This is a genomic window from Sphingomonas hankookensis, from assembly GCF_028551275.1.
Lineage (GTDB): Bacteria > Pseudomonadota > Alphaproteobacteria > Sphingomonadales > Sphingomonadaceae > Sphingomonas > Sphingomonas hankookensis_A.
The window spans coordinates 3094697-3116008 of record NZ_CP117025.1 but is presented as its reverse complement, the minus strand read 5'-3'; the positions used below and the strand labels follow the sequence as shown (position 1 = coordinate 3116008).

The 21312-nt window shown below is 65.8% G+C and carries 16 protein-coding genes and 2 tRNA genes; 8 read left to right on the top strand and 10 right to left on the bottom strand.

What is annotated here, in order from left to right; translation table 11 throughout:
* Window positions 1–92: 92 nt before the first annotated feature.
* The 9 genes from PPZ50_RS14765 to PPZ50_RS14725 all read right to left on the bottom strand — a co-directional run bounded on the left by PPZ50_RS14765 (window position 93) and on the right by PPZ50_RS14725 (window position 14258).
* Window positions 93–1142, bottom strand: coding sequence for a c-type cytochrome (locus PPZ50_RS14765; RefSeq protein WP_066693152.1), 1050 nt, complete (start codon window positions 1140–1142; stop codon window positions 93–95).
* Window positions 1139–1732: a cytochrome c oxidase assembly protein gene (locus PPZ50_RS14760; RefSeq protein WP_066693150.1), complete on the bottom strand. Its 594-nt coding sequence runs from the start codon at window positions 1730–1732 to the stop codon at window positions 1139–1141. The genes PPZ50_RS14765 and PPZ50_RS14760 overlap by 4 nt, the downstream gene beginning before the upstream one ends.
* Entirely contained in the window at window positions 1729–2109 is a 381-nt protein-coding gene (locus tag PPZ50_RS14755; RefSeq protein ID WP_066693147.1) for a hypothetical protein, read from the bottom strand. Before PPZ50_RS14755 ends, PPZ50_RS14760 begins: the two co-directional genes overlap by 4 nt.
* Window positions 2106–4631, bottom strand: coding sequence for a cytochrome c oxidase subunit I (ctaD, locus tag PPZ50_RS14750; RefSeq protein WP_066693146.1), 2526 nt, complete (start codon window positions 4629–4631; stop codon window positions 2106–2108). The genes PPZ50_RS14755 and ctaD overlap by 4 nt, the downstream gene beginning before the upstream one ends.
* Window positions 4628–5602 carry a cytochrome c oxidase subunit II gene (locus tag PPZ50_RS14745; protein WP_272815421.1) on the bottom strand — a complete coding sequence of 325 codons (975 nt, stop codon included), beginning with the start codon at window positions 5600–5602 and terminating at the stop codon, window positions 4628–4630. Before PPZ50_RS14745 ends, ctaD begins: the two co-directional genes overlap by 4 nt.
* Before the next feature lie 52 nt (window positions 5603–5654).
* On the bottom strand, window positions 5655–8693 hold the full coding sequence (locus tag PPZ50_RS14740) for a discoidin domain-containing protein (RefSeq protein ID WP_272815420.1): 3039 nt from the start codon (window positions 8691–8693) through the stop codon (window positions 5655–5657).
* Window positions 8690–10093, bottom strand: coding sequence for a glucoamylase family protein (locus PPZ50_RS14735; RefSeq protein WP_066693140.1), 1404 nt, complete (start codon window positions 10091–10093; stop codon window positions 8690–8692). Before PPZ50_RS14735 ends, PPZ50_RS14740 begins: the two co-directional genes overlap by 4 nt.
* Window positions 10094–10173: 80 nt before the next feature.
* Window positions 10174–13233 (bottom strand): TonB-dependent receptor, encoded by a 3060-nt coding sequence (locus tag PPZ50_RS14730; protein WP_241215463.1) that lies wholly within the window; start codon window positions 13231–13233, stop codon window positions 10174–10176.
* Entirely contained in the window at window positions 13230–14258 is a 1029-nt protein-coding gene (locus PPZ50_RS14725; RefSeq protein ID WP_066693135.1) for a LacI family DNA-binding transcriptional regulator, read from the bottom strand. Before PPZ50_RS14725 ends, PPZ50_RS14730 begins: the two co-directional genes overlap by 4 nt.
* Before the next feature lie 184 nt (window positions 14259–14442).
* Here PPZ50_RS14725 and PPZ50_RS14720 point away from each other — a divergent pair, with 184 nt between their 5' ends.
* Window positions 14443–16728 carry a glycoside hydrolase family 3 N-terminal domain-containing protein gene (locus PPZ50_RS14720; protein WP_126013895.1) on the top strand — a complete coding sequence of 762 codons (2286 nt, stop codon included), beginning with the start codon at window positions 14443–14445 and terminating at the stop codon, window positions 16726–16728.
* Window positions 16729–16785: 57 nt separating this feature from the next.
* A complete protein-coding gene (locus PPZ50_RS14715) occupies window positions 16786–17025 on the top strand; it encodes a hypothetical protein (RefSeq protein WP_066693127.1) in 240 nt (79 codons plus the stop codon).
* Here PPZ50_RS14715 and PPZ50_RS14710 read toward each other — a convergent pair.
* Entirely contained in the window at window positions 17022–17903 is an 882-nt protein-coding gene (locus PPZ50_RS14710) for an ROK family protein (RefSeq protein WP_232308036.1), read from the bottom strand. The genes PPZ50_RS14715 and PPZ50_RS14710 overlap by 4 nt on opposite strands.
* A 166-nt stretch (window positions 17904–18069) precedes the next feature.
* Here PPZ50_RS14710 and PPZ50_RS14705 point away from each other — a divergent pair, with 166 nt between their 5' ends.
* The 6 genes from PPZ50_RS14705 (at window position 18070) to PPZ50_RS14680 (ending at window position 21302) form a co-directional block, all read left to right on the top strand.
* Complete coding sequence (locus tag PPZ50_RS14705) at window positions 18070–19098, top strand: LacI family DNA-binding transcriptional regulator (protein ID WP_066693121.1); 1029 nt, start codon at window positions 18070–18072, stop codon at window positions 19096–19098.
* 78 nt (window positions 19099–19176) lie between these two features.
* Window positions 19177–19252: transfer RNA gene (locus tag PPZ50_RS14700), tRNA-Ile, on the top strand.
* Window positions 19253–19297: 45 nt separating this feature from the next.
* Window positions 19298–19374: transfer RNA gene (locus PPZ50_RS14695), tRNA-Pro, on the top strand.
* 149 nt (window positions 19375–19523) lie between these two features.
* Window positions 19524–20291 carry a TIGR04255 family protein gene (locus PPZ50_RS14690; protein WP_272815419.1) on the top strand — a complete coding sequence of 256 codons (768 nt, stop codon included), beginning with the start codon at window positions 19524–19526 and terminating at the stop codon, window positions 20289–20291.
* Between the two features lie 152 nt (window positions 20292–20443).
* Window positions 20444–20857 carry a hypothetical protein gene (locus PPZ50_RS14685; RefSeq protein WP_272815418.1) on the top strand — a complete coding sequence of 138 codons (414 nt, stop codon included), beginning with the start codon at window positions 20444–20446 and terminating at the stop codon, window positions 20855–20857.
* A gap of 4 nt (window positions 20858–20861) precedes the next feature.
* Window positions 20862–21302: a hypothetical protein gene (locus PPZ50_RS14680; protein ID WP_272815417.1), complete on the top strand. Its 441-nt coding sequence runs from the start codon at window positions 20862–20864 to the stop codon at window positions 21300–21302.
* The last annotated feature ends 10 nt before the right edge of the window (window positions 21303–21312 follow it).

The window sequence follows — 21312 nt, the reverse complement described above, 5'->3', positions numbered from 1 at the left end:
TTCTTCTGCTACCGTCGGAAAGAAGCGGGACCCCGGATCAAGTCCGGGGTGACGTTGTGAAGGTGAAACCGATCCGCGCTGGCAATCGCCGCTCACTCCCCCGCCAGATAGCGCGCGACGGGTTCGATCATGTCCTCCGGAATACGCCGTGCGATGACCGGCATCGTCGCCTGATCCTTGCGCGCGTCGACCACCTCCTTCTCGCCGCGCCAGTGGCGCAGCCGTTCGGCGATATAGACCGCGCGCTGGCCGTCGATGACCGGGAAACGCTTGGCCCCGGCGGCATCGTGACAGCTGCGGCAGGCGGGCAGTTGCTTTTCCGGCAGGCCGCGTTCGACGATCCGGCGCGCTGCCGCATCGCCATTGCCGCCCCGCCCCGGCGTGATGCCGGGCATGGCGGCGAAGCGCTGCGCCAGGGCGACGCGCTCTTCGGGCGTCAGCTGCGCGGCGGCGTTGCCCATCACCGCGCTCTGGCGGCGGCCGGTGGCATAGGCTTCGAGCGCGGCGGCGAGATAGGCGGGGTTCTGCCCGGCGAGGACCGGAATGTCGGGCTGCCCGCGGCCGAGACCGTCCGTCCCGTGGCAACCGGCGCAGCTGTCGAACCGGCCGTTTGCCGCCCCGAACCCTTGCGCATTGCTCCCCGCCAGCACGCGATATTGCTGGGGAGTCATCGTCGGCAGCAGGCGGACGAAGGCGACCATGCGCTTTACCTCGTCCGGCCGGTCCTTTGCAGCCCAGGCGGGCATGCCGCTGAACTTCACGCCATGTTCCAGGATCCAGAAGAGCTGGCGGTCGGTCCATTCCTTCGCATTCTTCGACAGGTCGGGGGCGGGGGGCGTCGCCGCCTGCATCAGCGGCAGCGGACGGACGCCCGGTGCGCCGTGGCACGACGCGCAGGACGAGGCATAATAGCCCGCCGCGCTGACGAGGCCGCTATCGTCCTTCGCGTCGCGGGGCGTCGAAAAGGCGGCGCGGGTCTGCACCGAATTGCGCATCACCCAATGCAGGAACCAGTCGCTGATCGCCCAATGCCCCGACGATGCGGCGACGTTGAACAGCCCCGACCAGGCGTATGCCATGCCGAGCGCAAAGAGGCCGAGCAGGGTCAGGATCACGCGCTTCCAGGTGAGGCGGATGGTCATGGCGTCGGCTCCGGATGGCGCAATAGGGTGGCGAGCAAGGCAAGGCCGCCGAGGAAATAGCTGGCCGCGCCGATCATCAGCATGACGACGCCGCCCAGCTGCTGATCGGCCAGCGCGTCGTGATGTCCATGCGCCATCGCCGGATAGAGCGGGCGCGGCGCGAGGCCGATCAGCGCGCCGAGCAGGGTCATGTGCATCGAAGTGAGCAGAAGCGCACCGACCCCCGCCGCACGGCGATCCGGCCCGGTGCCGAGCACGGCGGCCCAGAGCAGCCACCCGGCCAAGAGGAACATCGCCTGTTCGACGACCATCGCCGCCACATGCGTGTCCGCCAGCATCCTGAGCGCGGGCAGATGCCAGCCCCAAACGGTCGCAAGCTCCACCAGCGACATGGCGAGCGGCGTCACGATGGTCGGCCAGCGCCGTGCCGGGTCGAACCGGCTGTCGGCGAGGCCGAACGCCAGTAGCGGCGCGGCGATGGCGACGGCGATCATGTGCCCGGCCATGTGCCCGACCATCCCCGCCTGCGCTGCCGCCAGCCATCCGAGCGGCAGCAGCACCAGCCCGGCGAACAGGCTGATCCGCTTCATCGGCAATCCGTGAGGAACAGCACCGGCGCGGCGGTGAAGATCACGCCGACGAAGCTCAATGCGGCCAGCAATACGGTCGAAAAGGCCAAGAAGCGGATGCGGTCGCTGTCGGTGCCTTCCTCATGCGGGGCCGGGTCGCCCGGCACGCGCGACTGGAGATGCGCGACGATCCCTGCCGCGAGGATCAGGGCCAGCGCGACCACGGTGCCGACCGCGTACAGGATCGGCAGGCGCGGGAACCCCCCGACCTTGGCGCAGTGGATCGCCGCCCAGAGATAGGAGAAGAGGAAATGCACTGCCCACACCGTCGGCGGGACGATCAGCGACCAGAGCGTGACCTTCAGCTTGGCCACCATACCGTGGAACCCGCGCTTCATGCGACCCCCGGGAACAGGCCGATCGTCGCATAGGTGACGATGGCGGTGAGCGCCATGAAATGCTGGTACACGGTGATGTTGCGCAGGTCGGCATCATGGGTCGGCGTCATCCGTCCGGCGATGCTGCGCGCCAGCGTATAGGCCTGCATGATCGCACCGACCCCGGCATGCACGGTGGTCCAGATCACCAGGACCCACACGATCGCGGGATAGCTGTGCAGTTCGGGGTCGAGCCCGGTGGTCAGCGGCCCCTGCAACCCGGTCCAGATACCGACAAGGCTGGCCACGATGCCGATCGCCAGCAGTCCGCGCGCGGCGCCGACCCCACCGCGCCTGTTGCTTTCCCGCGCCGCGACGGTGGCAGCCCAGCTCAGCGCTGCGACCCCCAGCGCCGCCATCGGCCAGAAGGTGCCCGGCCCGTCCATGCCCGGACCCGATGGCGGGAAGTCGGGATGCACCGTCCAGAAGAAATAATAGCCGAACACCAGCCCCGAAAAGGCGGTGGCATCCGCCATCATCGTGATGAACATCGCCCACCATCCGGGTGCCGCCGAACCGGAGACATAGAGCGGCAGTTCGATGCCATGGCCGATCGGCTTGGACGGCTTTTCGGGGATTTCGGCGGTGCCGGTCCACAGCCAGTAGAGGACGAAGCCCAGCGTCGCGATCGCGCCGGCCAGCGACCACCAATAGAGGTGATAGGTCGTCAGGATGAACACGCTGCCCAGCGCGATCGCGGTCAGCATCGGGACCCAACTGGGCGTGCCGAGGCGCACGACATAGAGCGGTCGCGCGTCGAGCACCGTCGTCACGATCGTCTCGCGCCGGCCTTCCTCCGCATCGGGCAGGAAGTAGCGGCCTTCGTCGACCTTCTTGACGAAATCCTTCTGGTCCCAGATCGGGTAGCGGCTTTCGATCAGCGGAACCGAGCGGATGCCCCAATCCTCGTCATCCGGATGCGCGAGCCATTCGAGCGTCCCGGCATTCCACGGATTGCGCGCTGCCTTCTCCCGCCACGGCGAGCGCGCCAGGTCGATGCACACGACCAACGTCCCCAGCGCGAACAGATAGGCGCCCATGGTCGAGGCGAGGTTGAGATAATCGATGCCCAGTTCGCCGGGATAGGTGAACACCCGGCGCGGCATGCCGTACAGGCCGCTGAAATGCATCGGGAAGAAGGTCAGGTTCGCGCCGACGAACAACATCCAGAAGGCGGTGCGACCGAGCTTGTCCGACAGCTTCTTACCGGTGATCAATGGCCAGTAATAATAGAGACCGCCGAACAGCGGCAGCAGCGTGCCGCCGATCAGCACGTAATGCAGGTGGGCGACGACGAAATAGGTATCGTGCGCCTGCCAGTCGAACGGCGCGATCGCGACCATCACGCCGGTCAGACCGCCGATCACGAAGATGGCGAGCGATCCGCTGGCGTAGAGCAGCGGCGTCGACCATTTGACCTTGCCGGCCCAGAGCGTCGCGATGAACGCGAAAATCTGGATACCGGTCGGGATCGCGACGGCTTCGGACGCAGCCGAGAAGAAGGCGAGGCTGATCTTGGGCAAGCCGGTCGCGAACATGTGGTGGACCCAAAGCCCGAACGACAGGAACGCGGTGCCGACCGCTGCCAGCACGATCCACGGATAGCCCAGCAGATGGCGCTGCGCGAAAGTCGGGATCATCATCGCGAACAGCGCGATCGACGGCAGGAAGACGATATAGACTTCGGGGTGGCCGAAGATCCAGAACAGGTGCTGCCACAACAACGGATCGCCGCCGCGTGTCGCGTCGAAGAACGGCCAGTTGAGCAACCGCTCCATTTCGAACAGCACGTCACCCGCGATCAGCGGCGGGAAGGCGAACAGGATCATCACCGCGACGACCAAAATGTACCAGGCGTAGAGCGGCATCAGGTTCAGCCGCATGCCCGGCGGCCGGCATTTGAGCACGCCGACGATCAGCTCGACCGCCGCCGCCACCGACGACACCTCGATGAAGCTCAGCCCCAGCATCCAGATATCGGCACCCAGCCCCGACAGGTCCGTGCGCGTGGTGAGCGGCGGGTACATGAACCACCCGCCATCGGGCGCGGCGTTGAAGAAGATCGACCCGCCGACGAACACCCCGCCCAGCAGGAACGACCAGTATCCAAAGGCGGACAGGCGCGGGAAGGGCAGGTCGCGCGCGCCCAGCAACTGCGGCAAGAGGATGATCGACACCGCCTCGAACATCGGGACGGCGAACAGGAACATCATCATCGAGCCGTGCAGCGTGAACAGCTGGTTGAAGGTGTTCGCCGAAACCAGATCGTTTTCCGGCACCGCCAGCTGCGTGCGCATGATCAGCGCCAGCACGCCCGCGAACAGCATGAAGCCGAACGCGGTCAGCGTGTACCATACGCCGACCCGGTTGTTGTTGCAGTCGGTCCAGCGCAGGAAAATGCCCTGCGGCGCCTTCCACACTTCGCGCAGGCGGTCCTCCTGCGCGGCGCGGAGCGCGGGATCGTCTTGCGCGTGCAGGCTCATTTCAGGCTTTCCAGATAGGCGGCGATCGCCTGCGCGTCCTGCACGGGCAGCTGCGGATAGGCGGGCATGCGGGCACCGGGCTTCACCGCCGGGGCGTCCTTGATGAAGCGGACCAGGGCATCGCGGGTCATCGGCGTCGTTCCGGCGCCCAGCGACGCGCGGCTGCCGATATGGGTCAGGTCGGGACCGATCAGCCCGGCCGCCCCGGTTCCGGCGATGGCATGGCAGCCGGTGCAGCCATTGGCGGCAAAGGCGCGCGCACCGCCTGCCGTGTCCGCGGCCGGGGTGGCGGGGCGACGCTCGTTCGCCAGCCTCGCATCGAACGCCGCCGGCTCCATCGCGACCACGTCGAACGCCATCAGCGCATGGCTGAGCCCGCAAAATTCGGTGCAGACGCCGCGGAAGGTGCCGGCCCTGGTCGCGCGGACGATCAGCCGGTTGGTGCGGCCGGGGATCATATCCATCTTGCCGGCAAGACCGGGGATCCAGAAGCTGTGGATCACATCGCCGGCGGTCAGGTCGAACTGCACGGTGCGGCCGACGGGAATGCGGATTTCATTGGCGGTGACGACCGGCGGGCTGCCCGGCGGCTGGTAGCGGACGCGCCACCAGAATTGTTCGCCCTCCACCGCGATGCGCAGGTCGTCCCGTGCCACGGGCAGCGGCCGCATGGCGGGCAGGCTGTAGAGCAGCAGGCCGAGCAGCACGACGACCGGCAGCACGCCGCCCAGCCATCCGATCAGGCGCATGCCGCCCTTCAGCGTCAGCTTGCCCTCCGGCGCGCGGACGGCGGCGATCATCAATCCCGCGACACCGGCGGCGATGACGATCGCGCCGATCAGCATGATGATGGTCAGGTGACGGACGGTCGCGGCTTCGTCGCCGAATACGTCGAGCGCCGACTGGTGACGGTTGCACGCCCCCAGCAGCAGCAACGCGGCTGCACCTACACTGGCCCTGACGCCGCGCATAATCCCCCTTCGCCCCGCGTCGCATTATACGACACGGATACGAAACGACATGTCAGCGTCGCCGTTCCATCCTGACGGAAATTGGTCCGTTTCGCGCCGGAATGTGCAGGCCGTCGCTGGCGATTTTCACCGCCTTGCCGTCGATCGTCGCCCGGCCGGCTTCGCCGCTCAGTGGCCAGGGCAGGACGAAGCCGCCGGGCGGCATCGCTCCGCCGCCGATGGTCGCGACGACCGCGTCGCCGTCGGCACGGATGGCGAGATCGACGGTGCCATAGGGGGTGCGCAGGCCGCGCACGTCCGATCCCTTCTCGGCAAGCCAGTCGTCGTCCAGCCCACCCGCCAGTACGATCGCTTGGGCGTCCTGATCGACATAGGCGAACAGGTCGAGCGCGGCGCGAATATAGTCCGATGCGACCCAGGCATGCGGCACATCCCCCAGGAAGCGGATTTCACGCTGATCGCGCCCGACCACCTCTGCCCAGCCATTCCACCCGCCCGGCCGCCGGTCGCCCATGTAGAAATCGAGCATCCGGTTCGCCCGCTCACGCCGGCCCAGCCGGACCATCGCCGACACGTTGCGCAGTTCATAGGGCGTGTAATCGCTCCAGTCGCTGCTGACCGGCCGCGTCATCACCCGCCGCCATTGCCTGTCGAAGGTATTAGCCAGCAGTTTCGGGTCGAGCCGCGCCTGTTCGCCCGCCGGATCGAGCCCCATGGTGGTCGAGGTCGCGTCGAAATCGCCCAGGCTGGTCGCACCGGGGATATAGTCGATCTTCCAGAACCGGACTGCCGCCGCGATCGCGGCGTGTAGGTCACGCTGGAACCGGTCGCGCTGCGCTTCGATCTCCGCCGCCTCGGGCTTGTTCAGCACCCGCGCGGCAAAGGCGGCGTCCTTATACCCGGTCAGCGCCCAGAAATCGTCCCACAGGCTGTACTGCGCCTTGGCCGAATAGCCTTCATGGCTGATCGACGGCGGCATCAGCCCGTACAGCATCCGCCGCTCGGGCGTCTGGTTGGCAGCGGTCCGTTCGGACTGGGCGAGGCTTTCCATATAGCGCCGCGCCGCGTCCAGCTTCGGCCAGTCGCGCTCCAGTGCCGCCTTGTCCCCGGTATAGCGGTACAGGTCGGTGACGAGGTGAATATACTGCCCGTGACTGTCATTTTCCGGCACCGGGTCCGGCCCGCGCGCATCGACACAGCACGGCACCTTGCCGTTGGCGAACAGGTTCGGGCCGTACCAGTCGGCGAACGCGCGACCCGGCGCAACGACGCCCATGCGCAGCATCGTCTCGGTCATCATCGCGCCGTCACGGATCCAGCTGCGATCATAGGAACGCGTGCCGGGCTTCAGCGCGGGTCCGTCGCGGCTCATCAGCACCTGCGCCAGCGCCGACTTGACCGTATCGGCCAGCGGCTGCTTCATCGTCGGCACGTTCATCGTCACTGCGCCCAGCGTCCGTTGCCAGCTGGCGCGTGTCGCGGCATGCGCGCTGTCCAGCGCGGCCTGCGTGACCGACGCGTCGCCGCCCAGTGCCATCGCCGTGCTCCAGCTTTCGCCGGGCGCCAGCGTGATGTCATAGGCCAACCCGCCCGAGGCGAGTTGCGTCGGATCCTCGACCCGCATGGCCTTGCCCGGTTCGGCAGGGTCGGCAAGCGCGCCCTGATCGAACGGCTTGGCCCAAGCCTGCGCCGGGGCGGTCAGCGGGAACAGCCGCCGCGTTACCGCCGCATCGCCGGCAATCGCGCCGGGCGTCGTCACCGCCATCGCGCTGCCGTCCCATGCCAGCGTCGCAATCGGACTGACCCCGCCGCGCTGGCTCAGGAACTGCGCAGGCGGGTTCACCTGGAACGGCCGCACCGCCAGCACCAGTCGCAGCGTGCGCGCGACGTCGCCGGTGTTCTTGAGCGTCCAGCGCGCCATTAGCCGCTTGCTGTCGGCATCGGCGAACAGGCTGGTGTCGAGCGTCCACCCGGCGGCGGTCCACAGCGCATGGGGTATCGGCAGATAGCCGTTTTCAAGGGAATGACCGGTCGCGACGTCGCTCCACGCGATCGTCCGGCCATTTTCCACCACAAAAGGTTCGACCGAGAAACCGCCCTTCGCGATCTCGATCGCGCCATCTTCGCCGATCAGCCCGCTGACCGCACCGCCATCACTGGCGACGAGCGTCCAATAGCTTTGTTCGGTGAAGCCGCGTGGGAAGCGTCCGCGCGGGGCGTTGCGGGCAAGATCGGCGACGAAAGCGTTGGGCGTTTCCGCCCAGGAGCGATCCTTGACCTCGACCTCGGCCAGCCCCTTTGCCCCGCCGATCCGCAGATAGCGCGTTTCGGTATCGGGCAGCGCGATAGGATCGCCGCCGCCATCGCCGTGGCGCACGCTGCGCAGCGTGCGCCAGCGGCGGCGGTCGTCGCTTGCCTCGATGGCGTAGGCGGTCGCAGCACCCGCCCAGTGCAGCACCAGCCCACCCAGTTCGCGCTGGCCACCGAAGTCGATCGTCACGGGTCCTTTGGCGGCGGTCGTCCGGTCGCCATCGATCGCGCGCGGATCGCTCGCCACCGGGGCGGGCAGCGGGCGGGGCGGGGGCAGGGCTTCGAAGGTCCAGTCGTCGACCTCGATCGTGCCTGCCCCGCCGTCTCGCCCGCGCACCACGACGATCTCGACCGCCTGCGTGGCTTTCAGCGTCTTGTCGGTGGTCGGTCCCCAGGCGAACTGCACGTCGCGCGGGCGGATGCGCAGTTCCTGCCATTCGGCGGAGGGACGGAAATTGGGCTTGGTCACCCACCAGACATTGGTGCCATCGGCGTCGGTGAACTTGATCTGCAGGTCGTTGACGCCGCCGGTGCCGCGAACCTTCAGCCGCATTTCCCAGTTGGGCGGGAAGGTGATCGGCAGCGTCCGCCGCACGAACGCATAGCCCGACACCTTGGCGAAATCGTAGCGCAGTTGCAGCGCCTTATCCGTCACGCCGGGCACCGCAGTCGCCGTCGCGCTGACCCCGTCCGACGATGCCGCGCGCCATGCCGCCACATCGTCGAAGCGGTCGAGCGGCTGCGCCTGTGCCGCCGCAGCGAGCAGGACGACCGGGATCACGCCAGCCAGCCCCCCTTGAACCCGGCGCGCTCCAGCCCGCGGCGGATATGCGGATTGCGCCGCATCACCTCCCAGATCATCCCCGACCGGCGGTTCTCGATCATCAGCACGATCGGCCCCTGGTCGATGCCCAGATAATCGCCATCGACCCAGCCCACGCCCGCCACCAGCTTGCCATGCTTGAGCGGTTCGTCGGTGCGGGTCAGCGTCGGGTTGAAGCTGTCGAGGAAGCCGTATCTGTCATAGATACCGGCGCCATAGCGCGCGTGCATCTTTCCGATCATCGGCTCGACGATCTCGGGCGCAAACGCGATCGATCCCAGTGCCGCGGTGGGCGCGACCGTCCCGTCGTCACGCTCGCCCGGCCCGCGCGCGGAATAGCTGTAGAATTCGCGCACCCGCCCGTCGATCGTCACCTTGAAATCGCCCGGTCCGTCGCAGGCGGTCAGGCCCCAGCAGTCGTCGCCATAGCCGACCTTCTGCCCCGGATTCTCATTGGCATAGGCGCGCTGGGCATAGGTCGCGCGGCGGCTGTTCTCGAAATAATCGATGCCCTTCGACGCGATATAGGGATCGCGGATGCCGCGGAAATCGATCCAGACATGGCTGTACTGATGGCCGAACATCGGCGCGAATTGCAGGTGCGGCTCACCCCAGCGATTGCCCCAGCTCTTGTCGAACTGCTGCGTCAGCTGCGCCCAGGTTTCGGCCGGCAGCGGATGCGTCGGGCTGGCCAGCGCCAACACGTACAGGATCATGCCCTCGTTATAGATGTTCCAGTCGGAGCGGATGAAGCCGCTCTCCGGGTGCCAGCCCATCGACACGAACGGCGGGCGGGGCACGATCCAGTCCCATTCGACCGCGCGATAGAGCTGCTCGGCAAGGTCGCGGATGCGTGTCTCGGTCGGGTCAGCACGGTCGAACCAGCTTTGTGCGAACAGCACGCCGCCGAGCAGCAGCGCGGTGTCGATCGTCGACAGCTCGCACCGGGCGAAACGCAGCCCCTGAGTCACGCCGAGGAAGTGGTAGAAGAACCCCTTATAGCCGCTGAACCCGGTCTCGCCGTCGCCCTGCGGCGCCCGGGCGAGAAATTCGAGCGTGGTGAGCGTGCGTTCGGCATGTTGCTGGCGGGTGATCCAGCCATGTTTCTCGCCGACGCCATAGGCGGTCAGCGCAAAGCCGATCGCGGCGATCGAGGCGAAGCTGGGCGTCGGCCAGCGATCGGGCGCAAGGCCGGTCGCGGCATCGGTCGTGTCCCAGAAGAAGCGGAACGCCCGCTCCTGAATATCGGACAGAAGATCGGGATTGCTGGCAGGGGCGGGTGCGATCCCGGTCCGTGGCGTGCAGGCCCCGACAAGCGCGGCGGTGCTGGCGGCAAGGAAGAAGCGGCGATCGATCACGTTGCAGGCCCCTTGAGTTGAGCAGTCACAAAAAAGCCGGGACAGGCGGGGAGCCTGTCCCGGCAGGGGGAGGGAAGGGGTTAGAAGTTGAAACCCGCCGACAGCTTGATCGTGCGCGGCTGGTTGCCGCCGATGCTGAACGACGACCGCTCGCCATAGACTGACTGCGTGCCGTCCGTGCGGCTGTTGTCGAGCGGGCTGTTGTTGAAGTCGATATAGTTGCGATCGTTCATCAGGTTGATGATATCGACGCGGAAGCGGATCCGTGCGGTATCGTTGACGAACCGGATCGGGATGTACTTCGTCGCGGCGACGTCGAGCTGACGACGGCCCCACTGATCGCCGAGGCTGTCGCGGAACCGCCCGACGAAGTTGCGCTGGTACGGGTTCGAGCTGTCGAACGACGTCACCATGAACATCGGCGACTCGATCGAGAACTTGCTCGACAGCGTTAGGCCGATCGGCGTGTCGACGCTACCCGCCATGACGAAACGATGGCGCGGCACGCCGGCCGACCGCAGCGTCGGGTAGTCGTCGATCGACGGGAAATCGAGGCTGAAGGTTTCGCCGAACTGCCGGTTTTCCGACGCTTCGGTGAAGGTGTAGGTCGCGTCGAGGCTCCACGGCGACGTCGGCGAATACGGCTTGGTCAGCTTGACATAGGCCGAGTCCGCGTCGGTCTTGAGACCGTTGTCGCCGATGATGATCGAACCGAAGCCCGGCGGCGTGAAGCCGAACGGCGACTGCGGCGTCGGGTTCTGGGCAGTCGGAGCCGGCGCGAAGAACGACCCGTCGGGACGACGGTTACCCAGCAGATACACGAAGCCGTCGCGGCTCGAGATATGCTGATAGCCGACTTCGAGTTCGATCGGGTTGAAGCGCGACCGGAAGCCCAGCGAGAACTGGTCCGAATACGGCATCTTCAGATCGTTCTTGATGAAGCGCAGTTCGCGCCCGCCGCCCGTGCTGCTCGATGCCAACTGCGCGCGGCCTTCCGCGGTCAGATAGATCGGGTTCCACGCGATACAGGTCGAGGACGGCGTGCACGGGTTCAGCTGGTCCGCGCCCTGGAACAGGAAAGTGCGTTGCTGGAACGCACCGACCGACAATTCCTGCTGGAGGAAGTCGAACTGGTTGCGGTCGTACGACCGGCCGAAGCCGCCGAAGACCGTGAAACGGCCATCTTGGTCGACGCGATAGGTGAAGCCGACGCGCGGCTGGATGGCGCCCATGAACGCCTTCCGGTTGTTGCCGGTCGAGATATAGTCGTTGATGTTGTAATCGGCGTTCTGCAGGTTCGGATATTGCGCGGCCGAGATCGCCGTCAGGTTCGACTGCGGCGTCACGAAGTCGAGGAACGCCGGAGTACGTTCGTAATCCCAGCGCACACCCAGGTTCAGCGTCAGGCGATCGGTAACGTCCCAATCGTCCTGCGCGTAGATGCCGAACTGGAAGTTCTTCGATTCGATGTTCGACCTACCGAAGCCGCTGGGAGCGCCGAATACGAGACGGTAGGGAACATCGGTCTGGAAGCCGTTCTGACTGAACAGGTTGACATCATAGGTATAGGAACCGTTGATGTTGTTCTGTTCGAGCGTGTTCAGGTTGACCCACTTCGCCTTCACGCCCGTTTTGAAGGTGTGTCCTTCAAGGCCGGTAAAGGTGAAGTCGTTCTGGACGGTCCAGCCCTTCTGGCCCTTTTCCTGGAAGTTGGTGCCGCCACCGATGCGCAACAGGTCGATGCGCCGCGTGCTGGTGCCGGTGATTTCGGTACGCTGGAAGAACTGGTTGATCGACTGTTCGACCGGGCGCGGCGACCAGACCACATCCTCGTACGACACGCGGAAGTCGTTGATCCAGTTGTCGGCGGTGTGCTGCCACCGGGCAAGGCCGCGAATGTCCTTCACCGAATTGTTGGTCCGGGTCGAAAACGCGCTGATCCCGCTGCCGAGGTCGTCACCGCTTTCCTTGCGGTACCGGCCCGAAAATTCGAACAGGTCTTCCGCGGTCGGCGAGACGTCGATCTTGCCGAAGATCAGGTCTTCGTTGAACGTGTTGGTGAAGTTGCCGAAGCGCGAGCGCAGGTCGGCGGGGATCACGTTGATGTCGACGCCGTTGCCCGGCAGTACGTCGACCGGGCGTTCCTGCCGCTTGCCTTCGTAGGTGACGAAGAAGTGCGCGACGTCCTTGATGATCGGACCGCCCAGCGCGACGCCGTACTGCATGTCCTTGGTATCGACCTTGGCGACGCGGGTCGGGAACAGTTCGGTCGGACGGCGGTCGCGCAGATCCTGGTTCGTGTAATCGATGAAGCCTTCGCCATGGAACTCGTTCGTGCCCGACTTGGTGCCGGCGACGATCGCGACGGAGCTGACCTGGTCGAACTCCGCCTTATAGTTCGACGACAGCACCTGATATTCGCCGATGGCGAGCTGCGGGAACGGGTTGCCCGGCGACGAATCCTGACCGGTGACGCCGTTCTTCAGGACGTAATCCTTCTGGCTGACGCCATCGATGAACACGTTGACCGAGTTCGACCGCTGTGCGCCGCCCTGCAGGCGGGCCTGGCCGTTGGCGCCTTCCTCGACGAAGCGGACGCCCGGCGCCAGATCGGCGAAGGCGAGGAAGTTGCGGTTGTTCTGCGGCAGCTGCTCGATCAGGCGCTGCGTGATGTTGATGCCGACCTGACCGCCCGACAGGGTGCGGATGCGGCTGCCGGTGACGATGATTTCCTCGTCGTTCGACGCGACGCTGCCCGGATCGGTTTCGGTCGTCTCACCGGCCGGAGCGGCGGCGGCGGTCGTCAGGTCGAGGTCGAGGCCCGCATTCTGGCCGACGCGCAGCGTGAATTCGTCCGAATTGCGCGTGCCGTTGGTCAGCTGGATTTCCAGCCGATAGGTGCCGGCGCGCAGCGAGGCGAAGTTGTACGTCCCGTCGGCCGCGATCGTGGCGGTACGGCGGATGCCGGTCGCGACTTCGACCGCGGTGACCTGGGTCGCCTTGTTATCCGCGGGCGACGTGATCGTCCCGCGCAGCGAGGCCTGTCCGACCTGGGCGTGCGCCGCCATCGGGGCGACAAACGCCCCCGTGGCCAGCGTCGTCGCGGCGGCGAGCGCCGCGCGGATCATGGTTTTCCTCATGCGTATATTCCCCTTTGTTCCCGGTTTTCCGGGTCTTCCCTTGGTGAAGTGGTGTCGCGCACGACCAGCATCGGTGCGCGCAGTTCGACGCTGCGGTCGTCGCGGCCGTCGATCTGTTCGATCAGGCGCGCGACCGCGCGTTCACCGAGACCTGCGATGTCGATTCGCAGGGTGGTGAGCGATGGCGAGATGAGGCGGGCGAGCGGGATGTCGTCGAACCCGGCGATTGCCACCCGCCCGGGAACGGCGATGCCGGCGCGGCGAAATGCCATCAATGCGCCGATCGCCATCATGTCGTTCGCGGCGAAAACCGCATCGACATCCGTCCCCTCCCGAACCAGTCGTTCCGCTACGGAAACGCCCGACTCTTCGAGAAAGGTTCCATATTCGACGACGGATTCGAGGCCGGCGGCGGCCATCGCCGCACGGTATCCCGCAAGTCGTTCCTCGGCATCGATATTTCCGGCAGGACCCGCCAGATGCACGATCCGTCGCCGTCCGGTCGCGACCAGATGCTCGACCATCGTCCGCGCGCCGGCTGCGTTGTCGATGCGCAGTTCGGGGCGTGGCTGATGGTGCGGGGCGCAGCTGACCAGCACCGCCGGGACGCCGGGGGGCAGGTGGCCGAACAGCTGGTCCGGGTCGATATGCGGTGCCATCACCACCAGCCCGTCGACCCGCCCGCGCATCGTGTGCAGCGCCTCGACGCCGCGCGCCGGATCGGCATGCATGTTGGACAGCAGGAGTTGCAGCCCGCGCTCCGACGCCTCGCGGTCCATGCCGCGCAGCAGTTCGGAAAAGAATTCACCGTGCAGGTCCGGCAACACCACGCCGATCGCGTTGGACCACGCCAGGCTGAGCGAGCGCGCTCCGGCATGCGGGACATAGCCGAGCGCCTGTGCGGCGGCCTCCACCTTCTCGCGCAGCGCGGGGCGGACGTTTTCGTGCCGGTTGAGGACGCGCGAAACCGAAGCGACGGACACGTCCGCCGCGCGAGCCACATCGCGGATGGTGGCATTCGCCATGCTCTTTCGGTCCACTCCCTGCGTCGCCGCGCCTATTCGCGACGAATCCGACGGCCGCCTGCCGTTCGCTCTTGATGTAACCGGTTACATGAATCTACAACGCGCTTCAACACCAGATTCGACAACACAGATTTGAAACACCGGCGCGACTGGATCGTTGCGCAAACGACACAGAGGGGATCGCATGGAAGACATCCGCATTTCGCGCCGCGCATGGTTGATGGGCGCGGGTGCCGTGGCGGCGTGGAGCGCGTCACCGGCTCGGGCGCTACTGGCACAGGCGGGCGACCGCCTGCCGGCATCGGTCGAGGCGCTGATCGGCCAGATGACGGTCGAGGAAAAATGCGGCCAGCTGACGTTGATGGCCGCCGCCTGGGCGGGGGGCGCCGCGAATGCGCTCAACCCGATCAGCGCGACCGCGACGTTCGACGAGCAGCTGGCGCAGGTTCGCACCGGGCGGCTGACCGGCGTGTTCAACGGCAATGGTGCGGAAATGGCGCGCCGGATGCAGACGGTCGCGATGCGCGAGCAGCGGCTGAAGGTGCCGCTGCTGTTCGCCGCCGACATCATCCATGGTTTCCGCACCGTGTTCCCGATGCCGCTGGCGGAGGCGGGCAGCTTCGACGCCGACCTCGCCGAACGTACCGCGCGCGCGGCGGCGGTCGAGGCGTCGGCGGCGGGCATCGACTGGACCTTCGCACCGATGGTCGACATCGCCCGCGACCAGCGCTGGGGTCGCGGTATCGAAGGGGCGGGCGAGGACCTGCTGCTGGGCAAGGTCATGGCCGATGCCCGGGTGCGTGGCTTCCAGGGCCGTCGCGGGCTGACCGCCGACGACGCCGTTGCCGCCTGCGCGAAGCATTTCGCCGCCTATGGCGCGGCGGAGGCCGGACTGGACTATAACACGGTCGATATCTCCGAACGGACGTTGCGCGAAACCTATTTCCCGCCGTTCCAGAGCGCCTTCGCCGCCGGTGCGCCGACGACGATGGCGTCGTTCAACGAATTGTCCGGCGTGCCGGCGACCGCGAATCCGTGGTTGCTCGACACGATCCTGCGCAAGGAGTGGGGGTTCGGCGGGCTGGTCGTGTCCGACTATACCGGTGACGAGGAACTGATCGCCCACGGCTTCGCCGCCGATGCGCGCGAGGCGACGAAGCTCGCCTTCCTGGCGGGCGTCGACATGTCGATGCAGTCGGGTTTCTATATCAAGCACTTGCCCGACCTTGTGGCGAAGGGCGAGGTGCCGATGGCGCGGCTCGATCAGGCGGTGCGCCGCGTGCTGGCCTTGAAGGCGCAGCTCGGCCTGTTCGACGATCCGTTCCGCCGGATCGATCCGCGCCGCGAAAAGCAGCGGGTGCGGACGGCTGCGCACCTCAAGCTGTCCCGTGAGGCCGGTGCGCGGTCGATCGTGATGCTGAAGAATGACGGCGACCTGCTGCCGCTGGCCAAGTCGGGCAAGAAGATCGCGCTGATCGGCCCGTTCGTGCAGGGGCAGCGCGAACTGATCGGCACGTGGAACGTCTATGGTTCGGATGCCGAGGCGGTCGACCTGCTGACCGGCGTGCGCGCGGCGGTTACCGATCCCTCGCTGGTCACCGCCGTCGACGGATCGGGCATCACCGATGCGATCCCCGGCGGGATCGAGGCGGCGGTAATCGCCGCCTCGCAGGCCGATGTGGTGCTGCTGGCGATCGGCGAATCGCAGCGCATGTCGGGCGAGGCGCAGTCGCGGGTCGATATCGGTATTCCGCAGGCGCAGCTCGATCTGGCGCAGGCGGTGCTCGCGACCGGCAAGCCGACCGTCGTCTTGCTGCGCAACGGCCGGGCGATGGTGCTGGAAAAGCCGGTGCTGGATGCGCGTGCGATCCTCGTCACTTGGTTCCTGGGATCGCAGAGCGGCCCGGCGACCGCCGACATCCTGTTCGGCGACATGTCGCCGTCCGCTCGCCTACCGGTCAGCTTCCCCTATTCGACCGGGCAGCAGCCCTATTATTATGCGCACAAGACCACCGGTCGCCCGAACCCGCCGGGGCCGCTCGCCGAATATAAGGCGCGCTATCGCGAAGGGCCCAATGCCGCCCGCTTCCCGTTCGGGCACGGCCTGACCTATGGTCGTATCGCCTATAGCGACCTCGATCTCGGCGGCGGGCGGCTGAACACCGACGGCGCGCTGAAGGTCCGCGCGCGCATCACCAACAGCGGCACCCGCGCCGCGACCGAGGTGGTGCAGCTCTACATCCACGACGTTGCCGCCAGCATCACCCGTCCGGTGCGCGAGCTGAAGGCGTTTCAGCGGGTGGCACTAGCGCCCGGTGAATCGAAGATCGTGGAGTTCACCCTGCGCGCCGACGATCTGCGCTTCATCGGCACGCAGAATCGCCCGACCGTCGAACCGGGCAGCTTCCGCATCTGGGTCGCACCATCGGCCGAGGCGGACGGCGTCAATGGCAGCTTCGTGCTGGCGTAACGCACCCGGCATCGGTCTTCGTGCGTTAACTCCCTGAACGGCAAGGAGAAGCGCGCGATGACCGACGACGGAAAGCAACCCAATCAGGCGGTCGGTGGCGGTTCCGACGCCGCCAAACCCGATGGCGTCAATACTTCGCCCAGCGGCGGCGAATCTGCCGGCGGCGCCTATCCCAACCCGCATGACGACAGCGATGCCGGCCGCTTCGATGGCGGGCAGAGCGAAAAGGACTATCATGGCGGTCCGGGCGGCGCCCACAACGACGCAACCGGGACCGACAAGTCCGACGCGGATTAGGCGCCCGGGAGCACGCCCTGCGCCATGACCAAGGTGCCGAGCGGGCCGGCTTCATCGCCCAAGCCCGCCCGCACGATCCGCTCGGCGATCGAGTGCTCGTCGACGAAGCCCAGATAGCCGGCCAACGCCGCGACCGTGCGTTCGCGCACCATCGGCAGCACCTGCGGCTGACCCAGCCCGACGCCACCGCCGACGATGAGGCGGGCAGGGGACAGGGTGAGGAACAGCATCGCGAACGCCTCGCCCAGCGCATCGGCGACATCGCGCCACGCCGGATCGTCGGCCGTCAGCAGATGCGCCGGCTTGCCCGCCCGTGCGGCGATCGCCGGCCCACTGACCAGCCCTTCAAGACAATCGCCATGGAACGGGCAGGCACCGGCAAAATCGTCGCCCGCGCGACGTCGCACGCGGATATGCCCGGCCTCCGGGTGCATCATGCCGGTGACCGGCTGCCCGTTGGCGATGATTCCCATGCCAACCCCGGTGCCGACCGTGACATAGAGGAAATCGGACAGGCCGACGCCGGCGCCATGGCGCCCTTCGCCCAGCGCCGCGCCGGTCACGTCGGTATGGAACGCCACCCGGTCGAACCCGGCGGCAAGGGGGCCGACGATGTCCGCGCCCGCCCAATGCGGCTTGGGCGTCGGCAGCATCCGCCCTTGCTCAACCGAGATCGGCCCGAAGCTGGCGATGCCGATCGCTTCGGGACGATGGATTCGCCGCCATTCGGCGAGCTTCGCGGCCAGCGCTCCCAATGTTTCGCCGGGTGTCGTGGTCGGCACGCGGAAGCTGTCGAGGATCGTGTCGCCCCGTCCGATCACCGCGATCGACTTGGTCCCGCCCAGTTCGACACCGGCCACCATCCTGTCCGCAACCATCGATCGATCCTCTTCCGCTGGAACCCGGTCATGCCGCAGCGACCGAGGTCGCGACAAGCCGTGTCGTTACAATCGCCGTTACTTGGCCCTGCAATCGTTTGCAACCATGCTGCTCGCGGTCACATTCCGCTGGCCGAACAATCCAATATGTTCCTACAAGTACGCCATGGACGAATATTCGACAGCGCGTTCCCCCGTACGAACGATTGCCGATCTGGCGCGGCTGGCCGGGGTGTCGCCGGGTACGGTATCGCGCGCGCTGGCCGGCAAGTCGCTGGTCAATGCCGAAACCCGTGACCGCATCCAGGCGCTGGCCGCCGAACACAGCTTTCGCCCGAACCAGATGGCCAGCCGGTTGCGGACGCAGCGCACCGGCGTGATCGGCGTGGTCGTTCCGCTGGGCCATGAGCGGCGCCAGCATCTGTCCGACCCGTTCTTCATGACCATGCTCGGATTCCTCGCCGACCGGCTTACCGAGGACGGTTACGACCTGATGCTGTCGCGCGTCATCCCGGACGCGACCGACTGGCTGGAACGGATCGTCGATTCGGGGATGATGGACGGCGTGCTGCTGATCGGCCAGTCCGACCAGTTCCACACGATCGAGCGTGTCGCCCGCCGCTACCGCCCGCTGGTGGCGTGGGGCAGCAGCAACCTGCCCGGCCAGGTGCATTGCGCGGTCGGCACCGACAATATCGCCGGCGGCCGGCTGGCGGGCGAACGGCTGATCGAGCGCGGGGCCAAGCGCATCGCGTTTCTGGGCGAACTGCGCGCACCTGAAATCCGGCAACGTTGCGAAGGCGTGGCGCAGGCGATGGCGATGGCCGGCATCGCCAAGCCGCCGATCCAGCTCGACACCCATCTCGCATCCGACATCATGGAGCAGGAGATCGCCGCGCATCTCGATCGCGTCGGTGGCGAGATCGACGGCATCGCCGCCGCGTCCGACGTCATCGCGCTGACCACGCTGCGGGTGCTGGCCGACCGCGGCCTGCGCGTGCCGGGTGACCTGCCGGTTGTCGGCTATGACGACCTGCCGCTGTCGTCCAGCGCCGTGCCGCGCATCACGACCGTCCGCCAGGATATCGCCCGTGGCGCCAATGAAATGGTGTCCGCGCTGTTCCGCCGGATCGCGGGCGAGGATGCGCCCTCGGTCGTCATGTCGCCGATCCTGGTCGAACGCGACTCCGCCTGATCGCGCGGGAAGCGGGCAGGGCATGATCGCCCTTGCGCAATCCCCGCGCCCGACGCTATCGCTCCGCACGTACAGCGTGGGCCTGTAGCTCAATGGTTAGAGCTGGCCGCTCATAACGGCTAGGTTGCGGGTTCGAGTCCTGCCGGGCCCACCAACGCTTGTACCGCGCGGCATTTGCGACTAGGGCCGCGCTTCGCGTCGGGGAGTGGCGCAGTCTGGTAGCGCGCCTGCTTTGGGAGCAGGATGTCGCAGGTTCGAATCCTGTCTCCCCGACCATGAAATCAGGCATTTAGCGTGAGCTTAGAATCAGCGGTTTACACGCGGTTTACACTGACTCCGTGATTGCGTGTCTCTGTCGCCCCTTCAGGTGGGTTACGCTAGGCTTGTAGGTTGATTGTTTACCGTTTCCTCGGAATAGATAGTTCATGAACGAATCCAGCGCACCGAACCCCCCGATCGTTCAGTTGGTGCTGACTGTCTCTTTCGAACCGGCGCTCGACAATTTATCGATAATCGATCTCGCGGACCTGTTCAGGCAGTATGAGCGCGAGTTTCCCATTTTTCAGCAGGTTAATCGTGCTGGTCCGATGTCAGCCAACCCGTTCGAGATGAAGCTTGAAGTCGGCGGTTTGCCTCGCATGATGTTCGCTAGCCCCGCCATGGATTGGCAGGTAGCGTTCCAAAACGACCGCCTATCCGTGCTTTGGGCTCGCACTAAGCCGATGGATCAAGCACCGGATTATCCCGGTTTCACAGCGGTGGCAGATCGGTTTGCGATCGCGCTGGGAATGTTCAAAAGATGGCTTGAGGATCGGGGTCTGGCGCTTCCAAAACCCTCAGTTAGTGAAGTCGCGTATGTTGACGCATTTCCCATCATTGCCGCCGCGTCCGGCAGGCAACTGAAGATGTCGGAAATAATCAGGACGATCAATCCAGCGCTTAAATTTCCAATGACGTCGCTGGAGCATCGCTGGACAGAGCCGCTTCGCGATGGGCGCGACGGTTATGCACTGGTTGAGATTACCGCGCCGATCGCACTCGCTGACGGTACGTCGGCTCTGGGCTTTGATACGACTGTTCGTATGAGCGCAAACGGTGAATGGGACGCTGTAGGCGACTGCCTTGAGTACGGGCATTCGGTTGCGTTGGAAATTTTCGACCGGGTGGTAAACCAAGATACAGGTGCTATCTAGAATCTATGATGCAGCAAGCGAACACGATCTGCCATGGGCGAGGCGTTCAAGGGCTAGGAAACCGGAAGCCGGCTTCCCCCTTGAGCAAAGTGGCGTTTGGACTGTCGAGTTGGGCGCCCACCGACACAAGCTGCGTAACTAATGCGACAGCGATGCAGACGGCGCATCCGAAAAACAGCAACGTCTCGCGTCCGCATCCGGCGCTGATCGATTTGCGGAATCAGTTTGCTAGCCTGCGAATGTTGAAAGAGGGCTGGGATGGTCACGATGCCATTCCCGTCAATCCATCTGTGCTATCCCATGCGACTGCGTGCCTGGAGTTCGTTCTAAGTGCGAAGCGCCACGTCCCGTCGCCGCACGTTGCCCCAATCGCAGATGGTGGCGTGCAAGCGGAATGGTACGGCGATCGCTACCGGTTCGAGATTTATTTTGACGAAGATGGCGAGATAGCTGCGTGGAGTGAAAACCTCGTCACTGGGGTTGAGATGGAAGCTGAAGGGACCGACGCTATCCAAATGCTTGCGGCTTGGACGTCGAACCTCGAGCTTGACAGCCTCACGGCGTAGAGCCTTGCCGGTCGAAATTATCGAACCTTTGCAAGGTGATTTGCGGACGCTGCGAACGATCCAAGCGCCGCATCACGTCGCGGTTGCGGCGGATGGAACGCTTCGCATATCGTCGGCCGCATTTAAGCCTGGACGCGATGGAAGTATATCCGTCGATCTCGAAGAGTCGCTTATTCGCGCGTCCCTTGAGCTGACTTCCCGCTATCCATCCTTGCCTCGTGCTGTCGCGTTGGTTTCCCACCGAGTGCAACAGGTGCGTCAAGAGGGGCTTTCTGCTACGCACGTGCCGGTTGAGGGAAATGAACATCACGGCGAATTGCGGTTCGCAAATGGATCAACAAAAGGTCAGATAAAAGACGCTTCTCGCAACCTCGCAAATAATTGCGTAACGATCGTGGCGATTGATGTGAACGAGGTGCAACGCCTGCGTTCTATAACTGCGTGAGTACGATTGC

Coding starts and splice junctions, on each gene's coding strand:
- PPZ50_RS14765 (WP_066693152.1), bottom strand. CDS start 1,142: ATGACCATCCGCCTCACCTGGAAGCGCGTGATCCTGACCCTGCTCGGC.
- PPZ50_RS14760 (WP_066693150.1), bottom strand. CDS start 1,732: ATGAAGCGGATCAGCCTGTTCGCCGGGCTGGTGCTGCTGCCGCTCGGA.
- PPZ50_RS14755 (WP_066693147.1), bottom strand. CDS start 2,109: ATGAAGCGCGGGTTCCACGGTATGGTGGCCAAGCTGAAGGTCACGCTC.
- ctaD (WP_066693146.1), bottom strand. CDS start 4,631: ATGAGCCTGCACGCGCAAGACGATCCCGCGCTCCGCGCCGCGCAGGAG.
- PPZ50_RS14745 (WP_272815421.1), bottom strand. CDS start 5,602: ATGCGCGGCGTCAGGGCCAGTGTAGGTGCAGCCGCGTTGCTGCTGCTG.
- PPZ50_RS14730 (WP_241215463.1), bottom strand. CDS start 13,233: ATGAGGAAAACCATGATCCGCGCGGCGCTCGCCGCCGCGACGACGCTG.
- PPZ50_RS14725 (WP_066693135.1), bottom strand. CDS start 14,258: ATGGCGAATGCCACCATCCGCGATGTGGCTCGCGCGGCGGACGTGTCC.
- PPZ50_RS14720 (WP_126013895.1), top strand. CDS start 14,443: ATGGAAGACATCCGCATTTCGCGCCGCGCATGGTTGATGGGCGCGGGT.
- PPZ50_RS14715 (WP_066693127.1), top strand. CDS start 16,786: ATGACCGACGACGGAAAGCAACCCAATCAGGCGGTCGGTGGCGGTTCC.
- PPZ50_RS14710 (WP_232308036.1), bottom strand. CDS start 17,903: ATGGTTGCGGACAGGATGGTGGCCGGTGTCGAACTGGGCGGGACCAAG.
- PPZ50_RS14705 (WP_066693121.1), top strand. CDS start 18,070: ATGGACGAATATTCGACAGCGCGTTCCCCCGTACGAACGATTGCCGAT.
- PPZ50_RS14690 (WP_272815419.1), top strand. CDS start 19,524: ATGAACGAATCCAGCGCACCGAACCCCCCGATCGTTCAGTTGGTGCTG.
- PPZ50_RS14685 (WP_272815418.1), top strand. CDS start 20,444: ATGCAGACGGCGCATCCGAAAAACAGCAACGTCTCGCGTCCGCATCCG.